17 protein-coding genes are annotated in these 16,166 nt (G+C 47.2%); 11 read left to right on the top strand and 6 right to left on the bottom strand.

Going from position 1 to position 16,166, the window contains the following annotated elements:
• Nucleotides 1-72: 72 nt before the first annotated feature.
• The 5 genes from BUR42_RS11110 (at nucleotide 73) to BUR42_RS11090 (ending at nucleotide 7,180) form a co-directional block, all read left to right on the top strand.
• Nucleotides 73-3,228, top strand: coding sequence for an efflux RND transporter permease subunit (locus tag BUR42_RS11110; protein WP_074239291.1), 3,156 nt, complete (start codon nucleotides 73-75; stop codon nucleotides 3,226-3,228).
• 26 nt (nucleotides 3,229-3,254) lie between these two features.
• On the top strand, nucleotides 3,255-4,664 hold the full coding sequence (locus tag BUR42_RS11105; protein WP_074239290.1) for an efflux transporter outer membrane subunit: 1,410 nt from the start codon (nucleotides 3,255-3,257) through the stop codon (nucleotides 4,662-4,664).
• Nucleotides 4,665-4,840: 176 nt separating this feature from the next.
• Nucleotides 4,841-5,695, top strand: coding sequence for a chromate resistance protein ChrB domain-containing protein (locus tag BUR42_RS11100; protein WP_074239289.1), 855 nt, complete (start codon nucleotides 4,841-4,843; stop codon nucleotides 5,693-5,695).
• Between the two features lie 46 nt (nucleotides 5,696-5,741).
• Nucleotides 5,742-6,830 carry a chromate transporter gene (locus tag BUR42_RS11095; RefSeq protein WP_200798291.1) on the top strand — a complete coding sequence of 363 codons (1,089 nt, stop codon included), beginning with the start codon at nucleotides 5,742-5,744 and terminating at the stop codon, nucleotides 6,828-6,830.
• Nucleotides 6,827-7,180, top strand: a complete 354-nt coding sequence (locus BUR42_RS11090; RefSeq protein WP_074239287.1) for a hypothetical protein — start codon at nucleotides 6,827-6,829, stop codon at nucleotides 7,178-7,180. The genes BUR42_RS11095 and BUR42_RS11090 overlap by 4 nt, the downstream gene beginning before the upstream one ends.
• Here the strand turns inward: BUR42_RS11090 and BUR42_RS11085 are convergent.
• Nucleotides 7,177-7,413, bottom strand: coding sequence for a YqaE/Pmp3 family membrane protein (locus BUR42_RS11085; protein WP_143197414.1), 237 nt, complete (start codon nucleotides 7,411-7,413; stop codon nucleotides 7,177-7,179). The genes BUR42_RS11090 and BUR42_RS11085 overlap by 4 nt on opposite strands.
• 126 nt (nucleotides 7,414-7,539) lie before the next feature.
• On the opposite strand from BUR42_RS11085, the gene BUR42_RS11080 reads away from it, so the two are divergent.
• Nucleotides 7,540-8,319, top strand: a complete 780-nt coding sequence (locus BUR42_RS11080) for an SDR family NAD(P)-dependent oxidoreductase (RefSeq protein ID WP_074239285.1) — start codon at nucleotides 7,540-7,542, stop codon at nucleotides 8,317-8,319.
• On the opposite strand, the gene BUR42_RS11075 is transcribed toward BUR42_RS11080, so the two are convergent.
• Both BUR42_RS11075 and BUR42_RS11070 read right to left on the bottom strand, forming a co-directional pair.
• The gene (locus BUR42_RS11075) at nucleotides 8,306-8,773 is read right to left on the bottom strand and encodes a GNAT family N-acetyltransferase (RefSeq protein ID WP_074239284.1); all 468 of its coding nucleotides are present in this window, start codon (nucleotides 8,771-8,773) and stop codon (nucleotides 8,306-8,308) included. The two genes, BUR42_RS11080 and BUR42_RS11075, sit on opposite strands and share 14 nt — an antisense overlap.
• Nucleotides 8,774-8,787: 14 nt before the next feature.
• A complete protein-coding gene (locus tag BUR42_RS11070; protein ID WP_074239283.1) occupies nucleotides 8,788-9,414 on the bottom strand; it encodes a class I SAM-dependent methyltransferase in 627 nt (208 codons plus the stop codon).
• A gap of 104 nt (nucleotides 9,415-9,518) precedes the next feature.
• On the opposite strand from BUR42_RS11070, the gene BUR42_RS29975 reads away from it, so the two are divergent.
• Both BUR42_RS29975 and BUR42_RS30155 read left to right on the top strand, forming a co-directional pair.
• Nucleotides 9,519-9,833 carry a hypothetical protein gene (locus BUR42_RS29975; protein ID WP_074239282.1) on the top strand — a complete coding sequence of 105 codons (315 nt, stop codon included), beginning with the start codon at nucleotides 9,519-9,521 and terminating at the stop codon, nucleotides 9,831-9,833.
• Between the two features lie 393 nt (nucleotides 9,834-10,226).
• Nucleotides 10,227-10,421: a sigma factor-like helix-turn-helix DNA-binding protein gene (locus tag BUR42_RS30155; protein ID WP_084185644.1), complete on the top strand. Its 195-nt coding sequence runs from the start codon at nucleotides 10,227-10,229 to the stop codon at nucleotides 10,419-10,421.
• Nucleotides 10,422-10,426: 5 nt separating this feature from the next.
• Here BUR42_RS30155 and BUR42_RS11050 read toward each other — a convergent pair whose 3' ends face one another.
• Nucleotides 10,427-11,077 carry a hypothetical protein gene (locus BUR42_RS11050; protein WP_143197412.1) on the bottom strand — a complete coding sequence of 217 codons (651 nt, stop codon included), beginning with the start codon at nucleotides 11,075-11,077 and terminating at the stop codon, nucleotides 10,427-10,429.
• 13 nt (nucleotides 11,078-11,090) lie between these two features.
• Nucleotides 11,091-11,999, bottom strand: a complete 909-nt coding sequence (locus BUR42_RS11045; protein WP_074240544.1) for an extracellular catalytic domain type 1 short-chain-length polyhydroxyalkanoate depolymerase — start codon at nucleotides 11,997-11,999, stop codon at nucleotides 11,091-11,093.
• 62 nt (nucleotides 12,000-12,061) lie between these two features.
• On the opposite strand from BUR42_RS11045, the gene BUR42_RS11040 reads away from it, so the two are divergent.
• The 3 genes from BUR42_RS11040 to BUR42_RS11030 all read left to right on the top strand — a co-directional run bounded on the left by BUR42_RS11040 (nucleotide 12,062) and on the right by BUR42_RS11030 (nucleotide 13,598).
• On the top strand, nucleotides 12,062-12,532 hold the full coding sequence (locus BUR42_RS11040) for a hypothetical protein (RefSeq protein WP_074239280.1): 471 nt from the start codon (nucleotides 12,062-12,064) through the stop codon (nucleotides 12,530-12,532).
• Nucleotides 12,533-13,105, top strand: coding sequence for a Crp/Fnr family transcriptional regulator (locus BUR42_RS11035; RefSeq protein WP_074239279.1), 573 nt, complete (start codon nucleotides 12,533-12,535; stop codon nucleotides 13,103-13,105).
• Between the two features lie 85 nt (nucleotides 13,106-13,190).
• Nucleotides 13,191-13,598 carry a VOC family protein gene (locus tag BUR42_RS11030; protein ID WP_074240543.1) on the top strand — a complete coding sequence of 136 codons (408 nt, stop codon included), beginning with the start codon at nucleotides 13,191-13,193 and terminating at the stop codon, nucleotides 13,596-13,598.
• A gap of 68 nt (nucleotides 13,599-13,666) precedes the next feature.
• On the opposite strand, the gene BUR42_RS11025 is transcribed toward BUR42_RS11030, so the two are convergent.
• Nucleotides 13,667-16,165 carry a zinc-dependent metalloprotease gene (locus tag BUR42_RS11025; protein WP_074239278.1) on the bottom strand — a complete coding sequence of 833 codons (2,499 nt, stop codon included), beginning with the start codon at nucleotides 16,163-16,165 and terminating at the stop codon, nucleotides 13,667-13,669.
• Nucleotide 16,166 lies beyond the last annotated feature (1 nt).

Raw genomic sequence — 16,166 nt, 5'->3', positions numbered from 1 at the left:
TCATTAAGAACGGAAACCTGCTTATGTTTTATAGGCGGGAAGAGGATTCGTTTACTTTTCAAAACCTGATTCATGTTAAGAAGATTTATAGAAAGACCCGTATTAGCAACGGTTGTATCCATCATACTGGTGCTGCTGGGCTTGCTCTCGCTGGTATCATTGCCAGTGACGCAGTTCCCGGACATTGCACCTCCCAGCGTTCAGGTGACGGCTTCGTACCCTGGTGCCAACGCTGAGGTGGTGGCACGTTCTGTTGCTACTCCCATAGAAGAAGCCGTAAACGGTGTGGAGAACATGACCTACATGAGCTCCAACTCCAACAACGACGGTTCCATGACACTCACCGTTTATTTTAAACTTGGTACAGACCCCGATCTGGCAGCTGTGAACGTACAGAACCGCGTAGCAAAAGCTACCGCACTGCTGCCTGTTGAAGTTATTGCTGCCGGTATCACCACGCAGAAACAACAGAACAGTATGATCATGGTGGTGAACCTCACCGGTGAGAACAAAGCATACGACGAAACATTCCTGCAGAACTATGCCAAGATCAATATCATCCCCGAAATTCAACGGGTACCCGGCGTTGGTCAGGCCATGGTGTTCGGTGCAAAGGATTATTCCATGCGTATCTGGCTCAAACCTGAACGCCTCACAGCATATGGCCTGAGCACTCAGGAAGTGTTGGCCGCTATCCGTGAGCAGAACGTGGAAGCAGCACCCGGCCGTTTCGGTGGTGAAAGCAAGGAAGAAGCATTTGAATATGTGATCAAATACAAAGGGAAGCTCAATAAAGGCGAACAATATGAAGACATCATCCTCAAAGCAAATGCGGATGGTTCTGTATTACGCCTGAAAGACGTGGCCCGTGTTGAATTTGGTTCCTTCAGTTATGCTGCAGATACAAAAGTGGACAGCAAAGCAGGTATTGGTATCGCTGTGTTCCAAACAGCCGGTTCCAATGCAAACGAGATCCAGGAGTCCATCCTGGCACTGATGAAGAAGGCAGAAGCGGCTTTCCCTACCGGTGTTACGCAATCTGTTATCTACAGCACCAAGGAATACCTGGATGAATCTATCAGCCAGGTAAAGACTACCCTGATAGAGGCATTCATCCTCGTGTTCATCGTGGTGTTCATCTTCCTGCAGGATTTCCGCTCCACACTGATCCCGGCCATCGCAGTGCCGGTAGCGATCATAGGTACCTTCTTCTTCATGCAGTTATTTGGCTTTAGTATCAACCTGCTCACCCTGTTCGCACTGGTACTGGCCATTGGTATTGTGGTGGATGATGCCATTGTGGTGGTGGAGGCCGTCCATACCAAGATGGCTGCGATACATATGTCGCCCAAGGAGGCCACCGTTAGTTCCATGAAAGAGATCTCCGGTGCCATCGTTTCCATTACCATTGTAATGGCCGCGGTGTTCATCCCGGTAGGTTTCATGCAGGGGCCTGCGGGTGTGTTCTACAGGCAGTTCGCCTTCACGCTGGCTATCGCCATCCTGATCTCTGCATTGAACGCCCTCACGCTCAGCCCTGCTTTGTGCGCATTATTACTGAAGAATAACCATACCGGCCCCGGCGACCACGTGGTAGCCAAAGGTTTTGGTAAACGTTTCTTTACTGCTTTCAATACAGGCTTCGACAGCCTTACCAATAAATATGTACACAGCCTCCGCTTCCTCGTACGTCACAAATGGATCACTGTTTTAGGATTGGTGATCATAGGTGTGGTAACCGTACTGATGGTGCGTAAAACACCTTCCGGTTTCATTCCCACGGAAGACCAGGGCTTCATTGTATACGCAGTGAACATGCCTCCGGGTTCTTCCCTGGAACGTACCAGGAAAGTGATCGAGAAACTGGAGAAAGAAATGAAGTCACTCGAAGCTACGCACACTTACCTGAGCGTGGCAGGTTTCAACTTCCTCACCAACTCCAGCAGTTCTTCTTCCGCAGTAGGTTTCGTGAAAATGAAACCGCATAAGGACAGAGGGGCGGTAAAAGACCTGAAGGATGTAATGGGCCTGATGCAGCAGAAAGTAGCCGGCATCCCTGAAGCCGGGATCTTCCTCTTCAACATGCCAACCGTACCGGGTTTCAGTAACATGGATGGTTTTGAAGTGATCCTGCAGGACCGTACCGGCGGCAGCCTGGATAAATTAGGCGGCACTGCCTATGGCTTCATCGGCGAGCTGATGAAACGCCCGGAGATCGCTTTCGCCTTCACTACTTTTAACACCGGTAACCCGCAGTATGAAATAGTAGTGGATGAACGTAAGAGTAAACAACTAGGCGTTCCCGTAAGTGAGATCCTCAATACCATGCAGGTGTACTACGGTAGCTCTTATACTTCAGATTTCAACCGCTTCGGTAAATACTACCGTGTGATCGTACAGGCAGATGCTGCAGACCGTGCAGAACCTGCTTCCCTGAATGGTGTGTTTGTGAAGAACAACGCAGGTGAAATGGTGCCGATCAACGGCCTTGTTAAACTGGAAAGAGTGTACGGCCCTGAAACAGTGAGCCGCAACAACCTCTTCAACGCCGTAACCATCAACGGCCAGGCAAAACCAGGTTACAGTACCGGTGATGCCATCAAGGCGGTAGAGGAAGTAGCAGCTAACTATTTACCCCGTGGATATTCTTACGAGTGGGTGGGTATGACCAAAGAAGAGATCGCCGCAGGCGGACAGGCAGGTATCATTTTCCTGTTGTGCCTTGTGTTCGTATACTTCCTGCTGGCTGCACAATATGAAAGTTACATCCTGCCATTCTCAGTGATCCTGAGCGTACCGTTGGGCATCTTCGGTGTGTTCTCTTTCATCAACATGTTTGGCATCGACAATAATATTTACGTACAGGTAGGTTTGATCATGCTCATCGGTCTGCTGGCGAAGAATGCGATCCTGATCGTAGAATACGCCGTGCAGCGGAGAAGGGCCGGAATGGGATTGCTGGCAGCAGCACTGGAAGCGTCCAGGCTGCGTTTACGCCCGATCCTGATGACCTCCTTCGCCTTTATTGCAGGTCTGATACCACTGATGCGGGCTACAGGCTCCTCAGCCCTTGGTAACAGGTCTATCAGTACAGGTGCGGCTGGAGGAATGCTCACGGGTGTTGTGCTGGGTGTATTCGTGATCCCGGTATTGTTCGTGATCTTCCAGTTTGTTCAGGAGAAGATCAGCGGCAAACCGCAACCCCTGGCCGTAGAACAGGAAGCTTAGTATTCATCAGATTAATATAGCAAACAATGACGCGTTTAAATCAATATCTCATAGCTATACTTGGTGCTGCCTCATTGGCCGCTTGTAAGGTCGGAAAGGACTTTCAGCGGCCGGAGGTTGCGCTCCCCGCGCAATTCAACAACGTACCTGCTACAGATAGCAGCGTGGCCAACGCAGCCTGGAGGCAATTCTTCCCCGATCCTGCATTACAGCAACTGATCGGTGATGCACTCGCCAATAACTTCGATCTGCAAATAGCACTGAAGAGGATAGAAGCCGCTTCTGCTTATGTGAAACAGGCAAAGGCAGCATTTTTACCCTCCATTACAGCTAACGCCACTGCAAACACTTCGATCCCTTCCAAGAACAGTCTCAACGGGGCCAACCTGAATAACTTACTGGGAACAAGCCACATTGAAGACTTCAATCTTGGGGTGGGCCTTTCATGGGAAATAGATGTATGGGGTAAGATCCGCCGCCAGAAAGAAGCAGCATTAGCTTCTTACCTGCAAACATTCGAAGCCGCAAAAGCTGTGCAAACAGGCATCATCGCCAATGTAGCCAACAGTTACTTCAACCTGCTGATGCTGGATGCGCAGCTTTCCATTGCCCGCAGCAATGTGGCGCTGAGCGATACCATCGTGCAAATGATCCGTATGCAGAAAACAGCCGGCGAAGTAACAGAACTGGCCGTACAGCAAGCGGTAGCGCAGAAGCAGGCCGCAGAATTGCTGATCCCGCAACTGGAACAGGCTTCTACGATCCAGGAGAATGCCATCCGCATCCTCACCGGTCAGATGCCGGGCCCTGTTGCCCGCAATGGTTCACTGGAAGCGTACCCGGTATGGGATAACCTGGAAACAGGTGTTCCGGCAAAAGTGATCAGCAACCGCCCGGATGTGAAAGCCTCTGAATTAGGGTTGAAAGCTGCCAACGCCCAGGTGGGTGTTGCGCAGGGAAGCATGTATCCTGCTTTAAGTTTAACCGCTAACGGTGGTTTGAATGCCTACGAGATCGGAAAATGGTTCGCCATGCCCAATTCATTATTTGGTACCGTAGCCGGAAACATTGCACAACCCATCTTCCAGCAACGCCGTTTAAAAACGCAACTGGAAGTAGCGAAAGTAGATCGTGACCAGGCAGTGATCCTTTTCCGCCAGTCAGTGACCAATGCCGTGCGCGAAGTATCCAATGCACTCGTACAGTTAGATAAACTACACACACAACAGGACATAGCCGCAACCCGCCTGCAAACCACACAACAGGCCGTGAACAACGCCCGTTTACTGTTCCGCAGCGGATTGGCCAATTACCTGGAAGTTATCTCCGCACAGGGCAACAGCCTGCAGGCAGAATTAACACAGGTAGATATCCGCCGCCAGCGCCTTACGGCAATGGTTGACCTTTACCGTTCATTAGGGGGAGGATATCAATAAAAGAACAGAAAGCCGGTGACAGGTGATAGTTGTTTTTTTTCGGAACAACAGACAGGTTAAACGGAAGCAATGCAAGGGACAGCTGTCATCTGTCAGCGGTTTTCTATTCTTCATGAACATCAGGTTGTACCGGCGGGCTTTATGCCTGCCGGTCTTTTTTTTATTAATATTGCAGTATGAAATGGATCACCCGTGAACATCCCAAAATAGACCGTATTGCCTGTCCCTGGCTGATCAGGCGGTTTATTGATAAAGATGCGGAGATCATTTATGTACCTGCAGAACAGGTACTGCCTCAGGCCAAAGTACTTAATGCCACCCCTTTTGATATTCCTGATGTGGAATACAGTCATCATAAAGACCTTTGTACTTTTGATTACTTCCTGTCCAAACATCAACTGAAAGACCCTGCATTGCTGAAGATGGCGCCGATCATCAGGGGCGCGGATACAGACCGTCATGATCTTTCTGCACAGGCGGCAGGGCTTTGGGCCATATCGGCAGGCCTGGCCTATAATTTCAGGAACGATGAGGAGCTGCTGGAAAAAGGAATGCTTATCTACGACGCACTTTACAGCTGGGCCAGCCATCTGTATACAGACAAACATACGCAAAGCCCGGCAGAGCATTTGCTGATGGAGATCTTCAATAAGTTCATCCGGCAGAAAGCAAAGCAAAAGATCCCGGATTGGGCAAAAGAATTGAAAGAGATCATCCAGGACCAGCTGGATACCAACCTGAATGTAAGTTTAGGAGATGTTTCAAAAGAACTGGATATAAATCCCGCTTATCTCTCCCGGGAATTTTCCAGGTATTTTGACAACCTTTCTTTCGGGGATTATATCCGTAAGAAAAGGATAGACAAAGCCATTGAGTTGTTGCAAACCCATTACTCCCTTACGGAAATAGCTTATCTCACCGGCTTTTCAGATCAAAGCCATTTCACCCGCATCTTTAAAAAACATACCGGTAAAAACCCCTCAGAATACCGGAAAGAACTACAAAAAGGTAAAAAGGATACAAATCGTTAAGAACGTTCTATTCTGCTGCGGGGATCCTTGATAGTATTGCAGCATGATGCCTGCACCAACATATTCACTGAAGCAGCTGTGCCTGTATTTCCTGAAACTGGGTACCTGGGGATTTGGCGGTCCCGTAGCACTGGTAGGTTATATGAACCGGGACCTTGTAGAGCGTAAAAGATGGATCACAGAAGCAGATTACAAAGAAGGGCTGGCCCTTGCACAGCTTGCACCAGGCCCCCTGGCGGCTCAGCTGGGCATTTACCTGGGATATATACATTACGGCGTAACAGGTGCTACACTCACCGGGCTCGCTTTTGTATTACCTTCTTTTTTCATGGTGCTGGCATTGGGTGCCGTCTATGAAGCTTACAATGGTATCCCATGGATGCAGGCCGTCTTTTATGGTATTGGTGCCAGCGTGATAGGGATCATTGCTTACAGCGCCTTTAAGCTCACAAAGAAAAGCATTTCAAAGGGCCTGTGGGGCATCTACGGTGTAGCAGCTGTTTATACGATATGGCAGGAAAGTGAATCCGTGCTTATTTTCCTGTCTGCCGGAATACTCTGGTGGCTCATCAAAAGACCGCCGGTATTGCGCGCCGTGGTTCCTTTCCCCTTATGGGAGATCTTCTTTTATTTCACCAAGGCGGGCGCTTTTGTTTTTGGCAGCGGCCTGGCCATTGTTCCCTTTCTCTATGGGGGAGTGGTGAAAGAATACGGCTGGTTAACCGAACAGGAATTCGTTGATGCAGTAGCCGTAGCTATGATCACACCGGGACCTGTTGTGATCACAGTCGGGTTCATCGGTTATCTCACCGCAGGTTTTCAGGGTGCTGCTGTGGCAGCATTCGCTACTTTTTTCCCTTGTTACCTCTTTACGGTATTACCTGCGCCTTATTTTAAAAAATATGGAAAACATCCCGGCATTAAAGCTTTCGTTGATGGCGTAACGGCTGCTGCCATTGGCACTATCACCGGCGCCGTGGTTGTATTGGGTAAACGTTCCCTGGTAGATGGGTATACGGTTGCCATCGCATTGTTAACCGCCTTTGTTTGCTGGAAATACAGCAGGGTGCCGGAACCACTACTGATCCTTTTAGCAGCACTGGTGGGAATCCTTTTAAAAGTCTTCATCTTATGAGAATGCTCACTACGTTGTTTTTATTTACCTGTATTGCTGCACAAGCACAGGATTCCACCGCCAAGAAGCTCCGTTTTTCCCTGGAAGGAATGATCGGTGTTTCCTTTGGCAACAGCCTCACCGCTATTAATGTAGGTGGCCCTCATCTCAAACTGAAAGTAGGAGAGCAGTGGAGCGTTGGCATTTGTGCACTGCCTTCTTTATTTATACACGAAGGCAAACCGGAGCCTAAGCTCGGACTGGGGTTCCGGGTGGATTACCGCAGGTTTGTTTTCCTGGTACCCGGATATTACCTCAGCAATCAAAGCAGGTGGCTATGGTCTTATGGAATAGGATATAAGTTCCATTAGCCTTTTGACCGCATAGCCCTGATCAAAGCCCTGTTCCGCTTATCCGCCTTCGCATTGTTATAAGACGTAACAGCCCATACAGCCAGGATAAACCAGGCCACAAAAAAGCTCAGGCCAAAGAATATGAACGAAAACGCTGCTATCAGCTCTACAGTAAATGCAACAAATGCAGAAAGTAATTTTCCTCTTAAAAGGAAGGAAAGCCAGGGAGCCAGAATGGCGATTAATATCATAACATACATGGTTTGCTGTTATGGCATATAAGGAGGAATGCTGAAGATACGAACTATGTCACAATAAACCCATGAATTGTCACATTAACACCCGGCCGGGGCCATCCGTAACCTGTAATTTTAAGCATGATACTTACAAACAAAACAGCCGTGATCTACGGTGCAGGAGGTTCCATTGGCGGTGCTGTAGCCAGGGCCTTTGCCAGGGAAGGTGCCAGGGTATTCCTGGCCGGCCGTACACAATCTTCACTGGATACAGTGGCGAAAGACATCCTTGCTTTGGGCGGCAAGGCGGAAACCGCTGTTGTAGATGCGTTGGATGAAAAGGCCGTTACTGATTTTACAGATGCAGTAGTGGCCAAAGCAGGAAGGATAGATATTTCCTTTAATGCCATTGGCCTGGAAGATGTACAGGGTATCCCCATTGTGGAGATGTCGTTGAAAGACTTTACGCAGCCTATCCATGTGGCTATGCAAACCCAGTTCCTCACGGCTAAGGCGGCAGGTAAACACATGATCCAACAGAAGGGAGGGGTGATCCTGTCCATCACGGCTACACCTGCTGGTAAAGCTTATGCATTCGTTGGTGGTTTTGGGCCGGCTTGCAGCGCACTGGAAGGATTTTCCAGGAACCTGGCGGATGAACTGGGGCCGTACGGCATCCGGGTAGTAGGCATCCGATCAGCAGGCTCTCCTGATTCCGCGGTATTTCTGAAAGCATTGGAAGAGGAAGGCAACGGTCCTGAACCCTATAACGCCATACAGGAACTGATAGATAATACGATGCTGAAGAAATTGCCCCTGATGGCGGAGATCGCCAGCGCAGCCGTGTTCCTGGTTTCCGATCAGGCCAGTGGAATGACGGGTACGTTTGCGAATGTAACCTGCGGCACTACGCGGGACTAAGTTCCATATCGTAACGGTGCATGCCTTCTCCGTAGGAATCATTGGTTATTTTGGTGGTCACAAACCCCAGCTTCTCAAAGAAAGAAAAGGAATGCTGCGTGGTATCAAGGCCGATGGTGACAGCAGGAAATGCTTTCCTGATGGCTGCAATCCTGTGCAGGATCAGGGCTTTGCCCAGGCCTTTTTTATGCATGCTGTTATGCACAAGCCCCCAGGTCATGGTGGCCCGTTGCTTATCCGGGTATACAGAGAAGCCACCGCAGCCAATCACTTCATGGTCCTGCTCTATCACATAATATTGTTCGTCAGGTGCTTGTATCTTTCCTTCCTCCACATCATTTAGCCATTCCTCAAAATCGGTTAATTCATGTGGCATGAAAAATTTGGGCATATTACTTTTAAATGCGGTAATGCAAGCCTGCCGGTCCGCTGCAGTGTAAGGTCTGATAAGCATAGTGCAAATTAAAACTAAATTTTCTCCGCACGTACGATCAGTGTTTGCATTTTCCCCACGGGCTCCGGCTTTTCAATGCTGTGTATCCTGTTAAATCCATTCTGCTTCAGCAGCACCGCTACATCTTTCTTTTCATACAGGCGAAAGCCATACTGCACAAAGGGTAGCGACTGCATTACAGATGCCGGCCTGATGGCAATGAATATCTTCCCGCCTGGTTTTAATACCCTGCGGACCTCTGCCAGTTCTTTCTGCGGGAATTCCCAGAAGTAAAGCGTATTCACCATGAACACTGTATCAAAGAGTGCGTCGAATAAAGGCAGTTCATCAGCAGCTGCTACAATGAATTCCGCCTGTCTTTTTTGTATAAAACGGGTGTTCAGGGACCGGGCCTCCGCTACCATTGTTTCTGAAACATCACAGCCGGTATATTTCACCGAAGGGGCCGCAGTTAATATATCCTTCACAAAAAAACCGTTCCCCATCCCGATCTCCAGGACCTGCTGATGGCTTTTTATCTCTAAAGCCGCGATAGTATACTGGTTAATGTACAGGTTCCCTTCATTCATCTTTACGCCCACCTCTTTCCCCAGATCGCCCACTGGTTTCCTCAATTGTTCAGCAATAGCTTTAACGTCCATCTTTTTTATGCAAATATCTGACCCATAACATAGAAGAAATTGTAAAAAACCGACAGTTATAGACATGGCACTATTTTTGGCCCTTACCTTCTAAAATAACAACCATGAGCAAGATCCGCATAGCTATCGTAGCTGCCCTGATGGGTTCCGCTATTTCCCTCACCAGTATGGCGCAGGGGATAGAGAAAACTGCTAAAAAAGTAGGTGAAAAAATTGATACCACTGCAAAAAAGGTCGGTAATAAAACAGCCTCTACAGCTGTTAAAGGCGTATCCGCCATTAAGGATAAGATCTACAAAGACAAACAGGCTCCGGGAGGAGAGGTGGTCTACATTGATAGCAAAGACCGCAAGTATTACGTAGATAAGAAAGGAAAGAAAGTATACCTGAAACCGTCTCAGATAAAAGACAAAGAATAAAAAGAGGCCCGTAATCAGGATGAAATCAATGATCTCTCTTTTAGTATTACGTGGCCCGTATAATTCATCGGTCTTTAAAGGTTTGGTGGTCAGGAGAAGATCTCCGAAGCAGGAAACCAGGTTCATGTACATATAGGCCCTGATGATCCTTGCTTCACCAGCCATCTGATCTTTATTGCCTCTGGAACGGTAGTAGCCTTCTCATAGTTGGCCAGGAAAACATTACACTGGCGGATGCCGGAATACTGGCTTACTCATTCTGCATTTACAGAAGCCAGGTCCGGGAGAATTAAAAGCAAAGAAAGCAACACAGGAATTACCTGCTGAATACAATGAGGCCTTTTCTTCCAATTCTGCGGAGGAAAAATTACCTGAGCAAACCTTTCAGGAACAATTAAGTTTTTCTCTGACGCATTACCTAAGCACTGTAAAGAGATCTTTCTGTTAAGCCGCCAGGAGAACCTGGGTAACCAGGAGATTACGGACAGGCTGAATATTTCTAAGAGAAGTGTAGAGAATCAGATCACACATGCTTTGCAGTATCTGCGGGTGAACCTTAAGAACTTTTTTATTCTCTTATTTTGCTGAGAGTATTAAAGTGACATATTCACAAAAGGCAACACCCTGTTACCAATACGGTTGAATAATCCTATCTGTACTAACTTCCCTTCCCTGCAATTATTGAATACTGCTATCTGCACGCCGTGCCCGATGGTGGCTTTGTTTTTGAAACCACTGATCATTACACCGGAAAATTTATGACTGGTATTGTCGAACCCTGTGATGGTGAGGCCCCGGTTTTCCGTGATAACAGAAGTGAGTAGATTGATAGTGAGACCTGTTGCTGATATCTCAGACATAAAGCCGGGACTGATATTAATGCCTCTCAGGTGGGTCCTGATCGTTTCATTAGCAGGCCAGTTGTCGTTGACGTGAGTGAAATAGATACTTCCGTGCTCACCTTCTTTTTGTTTCCTCCATCCAACAGTGGGGATCACTGTGGTTCCAAGGGAATACATGGTAGCTAGAGCACCGATGGGTTGTAATTCCAGGGTTATGCCATTTACGATCAATGTTTTTGCCGGCTTCCATGGTATCGCCATCAGCCCCATGTTAACGCCATTTACAATAGTGTTCCGCTTTACGGGATTGTACCAGGCTACATACCGCACTTTGATGGAATCCTGTGCGGACAGATCTTTCGCAGAAAGGAGAAGTAATAAGCAGATAGGGATAAAACGCATATTCCAATTTACATCAAGGTAATTGATATTGCTGAAAAAAATCCCATAAAAGATCATTCGCATTAATAACCGCAGAAGGTTTGTCTCCAAGCGGTAAACCACCCGGAGTTCCGCCGGGCCATGCATGCCCGCCATCTTTAGTGAGGTAATATTGAATGGTGGTATTGTTACTGCAATCCGTCCATTTCGTGAGCTTATAGGAATTGTTATTCACAATTACCTGCGCAGGAGTAGCACAGGCATTCTTTAATGACCATACCTGGAACACGGAATCGAGTGGTGGATTATAATGTTTGGAAACACCTGTTCCCACCCCGCCGGCATAAGGAACATTGTTATCCTGTACGGAGTGCATATGCAATATAGGTACTGCCCTTGAAGCATTACAGGGCTGTGTGACCACCATGGTAGAACTATTGGGAGCGATCGCTGCTATCTTATCAGAGAGTTCACAAGCCAGCCGGTAGGCCATCATGCCTCCATTGGAATGACCGGTGGCATATACCTTTTTAGGGTTGATCTTATATTTTGCAACCAGGTGATCTATCAGCAGGCTGATGAATTTCACATCGTTGATATTATGGTCTCTTGCATAATCGCAGCATCCACCTGCATTCCAGGTCTGGGCTTTTAATAAACCGTCGCCTTTTACACCATTGGGATATACTACAATGAACTTTGCTGCATCGGCTTTCTGGGAAAGCCTGGAAGAAGATTCAAACTGCCCGCCGTTCCCACCACCGCCATGCATCGCTATCACCAGCGAAAAATCACTGCCTTCCCTGTAATTGGGGGGTAGGTGCAGGGTATAAGTTCTGATGAGCCCATCAACAGTGATGCTGCCATTAGCGGGAGTGGACTCCTTTTTTTTGAGGCAGCCCATAGAACAAAAGCAAAGCAGGGAAAGCAGTACGGTTTTCATAGTTACTGAGACTTTCTGAAAAGGTAAAAGTTTAAATTCTCTTTTTTGCATATTTTCGTTGTATGAACAATACATACGAAAATGCGCATATAAAAGCCAGAGAACTTTTTACAGAAGAATTTTACTGGAGCCCCATTGAAGAAACTTCTCCCTTCGGGAATGACGACGGTGCAGATGCTTTTTATCAGTTCCGGGAATGGCGGGAAACGAACCAAACAGCGAGTCCTTTAATTTTCATAGAGTTGCTACTGGATACCTGGGGATACAGCAGGGGGGCTGCACCACACGATGCTGAAGTGGCGGAATATTTAGTGGCGCGTTCTAAATTAGGGATCAATAATGTGATCATAGCAGTAGGCTTTGGCCAGTTTGTGCTGGAAGGTAAGATTGATAAAGACCTGCTTGTCCGGACAATACAGTCAGTAGAGAAGGAGTGTGCTCCATCCAGGTTGAGTGTGTTTGAAGAGGAGTACCGGGTAAAAAGACTGGAACAGTTAAACATCCTGCGTAAAGCCCTGGATAAAATGGCATAAATGGATATCTTCTTTTCAAAAATAAACACCTACACAAAACTTTCTGATGAAAGCCGTAAAGCATGGGAAACCATCCTTGTAGCTAAGACCTACAAACGGGGAGAGAACTTTGTATCAGAAGGGCAGGCGCCCAAAAAAGTGGCGTTTGTAGAGAAAGGGCTCTTTTCACAGAACTATGTTTCTGATAAAGGAGAAATAGTGATCAAAACCTTCTTCCCCGAGCAGCGTTTTGCCGCATCCGTGAGTGCCATGCTCAGCAATACCCCCAGTTTATTTACGATCACTGCATTGGAAGATACCAATGTACTTGAATACGATTTCTTCGCATTTAAAAGGCTGGCAACGCAGCATATGGATATTGCCACTTTCTATATGAACTATATGGAACTGCACTGGATCATAGAGAAAGAACCCTTAGAGATAGCCCTCCGGCACGACCCCGCCGGCAAACGTTACGAGGCATTTGCAGAAAAGTACCCCGGCCTTGTTAAACGGCTGAAGAAACACCATATCGCTTCCTACCTTGGCATTACTCCTACACAATTTAGCCGTATCTTATTTGCCAACAAATAATTTTTCCATTCCTCAACATATGTAAATGTTTGGGTTTTTTCTCCGCGCTAGTTTTGTATCATTCAATCACCAAAAAACAAATATCATGGCAACAAAAGTATTTATCAATCTGCCCGTTAAGAATTTAGAAGCATCAATTAAATTCTTTACAACTCTCGGGTTTTCATTCAACCCCCAGTTCACTGATGAAAAGGCTGGTTGTATGGTGATCAGCGAAAGCATCTACGCGATGATGTTACAGGAAGATTATTTTAAAACATTTACGAAGAAACCGGTAAGCGATGCAAAGAAGGCTACAGAGGTGTTAATTGCGCTGGATGCAGCTTCTAAGGAAGAAGTAGAGCAGCTGGTGGCAAAGGCAAAACAGGCAGGCGGAAATATCTATAATGAACCACAGGATTATGGCTGGATGTATCAGCATAGCTTTGAGGATCTGGATGGCCACCAATGGGAGATAGCCTATATGGATATGAGCAAGATGCCAACAGAATAAAAAAGAGAAAGCCGTATAGACACAAAGGTCTATACGGCTTAGGTTCTCCGTGGAATTAATATGGCTGGTTATTTGTTCTTTCCTTCCAGTACTTCACTAATCCGGTTCTCCATATCCTGTAAGTGATACTTTGAAATGCCGGTTTGTGATGGTATCGCTTTCCGGATATCATTCCGCAACCCTGTCAGATGCGCCCGCGTAATGCTGGAAACATCGTTGCCCGTGGGGTCGGGGTTTATATAAAAGATAGTACCGTTACCATTGTTCCTGCCTACTATTTCATTCATGGCTTTAAATGCCTTGAATGAATTCTCTATATATACCTTTTGCTGGTTGCGGCGATAGATATCAATAGGTTTGTTGGTGTACAGTTCGCTCCATACGCCTTGCTTAAGGTCTTCCAGGAACTCGGCGGCGGTGTATGTTTTGATGCCCTTGTTCAGTTCTGCTGATTTGATCAAACCTATCAGCATGCCGGAACCCTGTAACTTCATCAGCGCATTGGATTGTGCGATAACAATGTGTAAGATGGGATCAGTGCCGGTTAGCGCTGTATATGATTCATTGATGAGCCAGGCAGGCGTAGTAAAGAGATATTCGTTCAGGAACTTCATGGATGCCTTCTGCTTTTGGTACTCCACGGGTTCAATTATCCTGCCGGGTTGTTCAATGCTTTTCAGGGTACGGTATTCACCGCCCACACTTTTCAATACCTGGACAGTATACAGTTTATACTGTTTGATCACTTCCTCATACATGGTCTTCAGGTTATCATACCCTTCATTGGGCACCTTCGTCCATTCTTTAAGCTGTGGCAGGATCCTTTGGAGGTTTTTGATACCATACCTGCCGGCTGCAATAGCATCATCGCCAAGGTCCTCGCTTTGGTCGCGGGGATCGGAGAAATTGAACTCACTGCCGAAATACAGGCGTTTGTTCTTAGCGAGGCTGTCTATGATCAGTTTATTCAGGTAAGGGCCTTCTTCCTTAGCTGATTTAAATGCAGGATACCATTTGTATCCCCATTCAATAGCCCAGGTGTCATATTCCCCTATTCTTGGGAAGATGCCTTTTTGGGTGATGTGGTCTTCCGGTTGCGCAACGTAGTTAAAACGTGCATAGTCCATAATGGAAGGCGTGTGGCCATGTGCTTCCACATACGCTTTGTCCCTTAATTTCTCTACGGGTATGGTAGAGCTAGCGCCAAAGTTGTGCATAAGGCCCAGTGTATGCCCTACTTCATGAGAAGAAACAAAGCGGATGAGCTGGCCCATTAATTCCTCATCATATTCCATTTTGCGTGCAGCAGGATCAATAGCACCTGCCTGGATCATGTACCAGTTATGCACCAGCTGCATGATGTTGTGGTACCAGTTGATATGTGTTTCTATGATCTCACCGCTGCGGGGATCATGCACATGAGGGCCGCTGGCATTAGCTATCGCCGATGGTTTGTACACGATCACGTTATGGCGTGCATCATCTATGCTCCAGGTTGAATCATTTTCAGGCGCGGGTAATGCTTTGATCGCATTTTTAAAACCGGCCTGTTCAAATGCTTTCTGCCAGTCGTTCACACCTGCTATCAGGTAAGGCACCCATTTTTTGGGTGTAGCGGGATCTATATAATAGATGATGGGTTTTTTAGGTTCCACCAGTTCACCCCGTTTATATTTCTCTATATCTTCTTCTTTAGGTTCAAGCCGCCAGCGGGTGATCATGAATTGTTGCTTTACTCCCTGCGGATCGGTATCAAAATCCACATATCCCCTGGCAAAAAAGCCTACCCGTGCATCTGCGTACCGGGGCTGCATGGGTACTGCCGGAAGCAGTACCATGGAGCTGTTCAGTTCATAGGTATCGGGAATAGTAGTGGACGCAGCCTGCTGCCCGCCTTTCAAATAGGTCCGCAACATGCGGATCTCAATGTTCAGCGGAAACGCTTTCACAGAAGTGATAAAAGATTTATCTGCCTGTATGGCGCCAATGCTGAGCGTTGTTTTTATCTGCGGGCTGAAATGGAAAATTTCATTCTCCGTGTTCAGGTAATCCGTTACATCTATCACGGTGCTTTTAACGTCTTTGTTATAAGCCTTTACGGGAAATACGGCAACAATAGGTTCAAGGTTGGAATTGATCACGGACCTGTACAGGCCATTTTCTGTAGAGTCGCTGGAACGTTCATTAAAGCGCATCACTTTCATGAAGATTCTGTCATCCGGTCCTTTTTCGAAATGGATCACGTTTTCCGCGATCTGGTCACCGGCATAACCGGTCATTTGCGGCCTTGGCCCCGCTGCTGACCTGGCGATACGGTTTACTACCAATATGGCCCGGTTATACATGGAATCAGGGATTTCGAAGTAATAACGGGCGTTCAGCTGGTGAACTTTGAACATACCGTTGTACGTTTTTGCTTTAGCGGTGATCACCGTTCCGTACGGTTTGATGGCGGAAGGAAGAGAATCTGTTTTTTTGGCAGATGTGTCCGCAGGAACGGCTTTTTGCGCATGAGCAGCAACAGCGAAGCCAAGCAGCGCAAATAAAGCGATGTTAAATCTGAGCATG

Source organism: Chitinophaga niabensis, assembly GCF_900129465.1.
GTDB lineage: Bacteria > Bacteroidota > Bacteroidia > Chitinophagales > Chitinophagaceae > Chitinophaga > Chitinophaga niabensis.
The sequence above is the reverse complement of the archived record's forward strand: the minus strand, read 5'-3'. Positions and strand labels throughout refer to the sequence as shown.

Coding starts and splice junctions, on each gene's coding strand:
- BUR42_RS11030 (WP_074240543.1), top strand. CDS start 13,191: ATGGCAACAAAAGTATTTATCAATCTGCCCGTTAAGAATTTAGAAGCA.
- BUR42_RS11090 (WP_074239287.1), top strand. CDS start 6,827: ATGAGAATGCTCACTACGTTGTTTTTATTTACCTGTATTGCTGCACAA.
- BUR42_RS11050 (WP_143197412.1), bottom strand. CDS start 11,077: ATGCGTTTTATCCCTATCTGCTTATTACTTCTCCTTTCTGCGAAAGAT.
- BUR42_RS29975 (WP_074239282.1), top strand. CDS start 9,519: ATGAGCAAGATCCGCATAGCTATCGTAGCTGCCCTGATGGGTTCCGCT.
- BUR42_RS11040 (WP_074239280.1), top strand. CDS start 12,062: ATGAACAATACATACGAAAATGCGCATATAAAAGCCAGAGAACTTTTT.
- BUR42_RS11105 (WP_074239290.1), top strand. CDS start 3,255: ATGACGCGTTTAAATCAATATCTCATAGCTATACTTGGTGCTGCCTCA.
- BUR42_RS11035 (WP_074239279.1), top strand. CDS start 12,533: ATGGATATCTTCTTTTCAAAAATAAACACCTACACAAAACTTTCTGAT.
- BUR42_RS11110 (WP_074239291.1), top strand. CDS start 73: ATGTTAAGAAGATTTATAGAAAGACCCGTATTAGCAACGGTTGTATCC.
- BUR42_RS11100 (WP_074239289.1), top strand. CDS start 4,841: ATGAAATGGATCACCCGTGAACATCCCAAAATAGACCGTATTGCCTGT.
- BUR42_RS11045 (WP_074240544.1), bottom strand. CDS start 11,999: ATGAAAACCGTACTGCTTTCCCTGCTTTGCTTTTGTTCTATGGGCTGC.
- BUR42_RS11070 (WP_074239283.1), bottom strand. CDS start 9,414: ATGGACGTTAAAGCTATTGCTGAACAATTGAGGAAACCAGTGGGCGAT.
- BUR42_RS11080 (WP_074239285.1), top strand. CDS start 7,540: ATGATACTTACAAACAAAACAGCCGTGATCTACGGTGCAGGAGGTTCC.
- BUR42_RS11075 (WP_074239284.1), bottom strand. CDS start 8,773: ATGCTTATCAGACCTTACACTGCAGCGGACCGGCAGGCTTGCATTACC.
- BUR42_RS11095 (WP_200798291.1), top strand. CDS start 5,742: ATGCCTGCACCAACATATTCACTGAAGCAGCTGTGCCTGTATTTCCTG.
- BUR42_RS11085 (WP_143197414.1), bottom strand. CDS start 7,413: ATGATATTAATCGCCATTCTGGCTCCCTGGCTTTCCTTCCTTTTAAGA.
- BUR42_RS11025 (WP_074239278.1), bottom strand. CDS start 16,165: ATGCTCAGATTTAACATCGCTTTATTTGCGCTGCTTGGCTTCGCTGTT.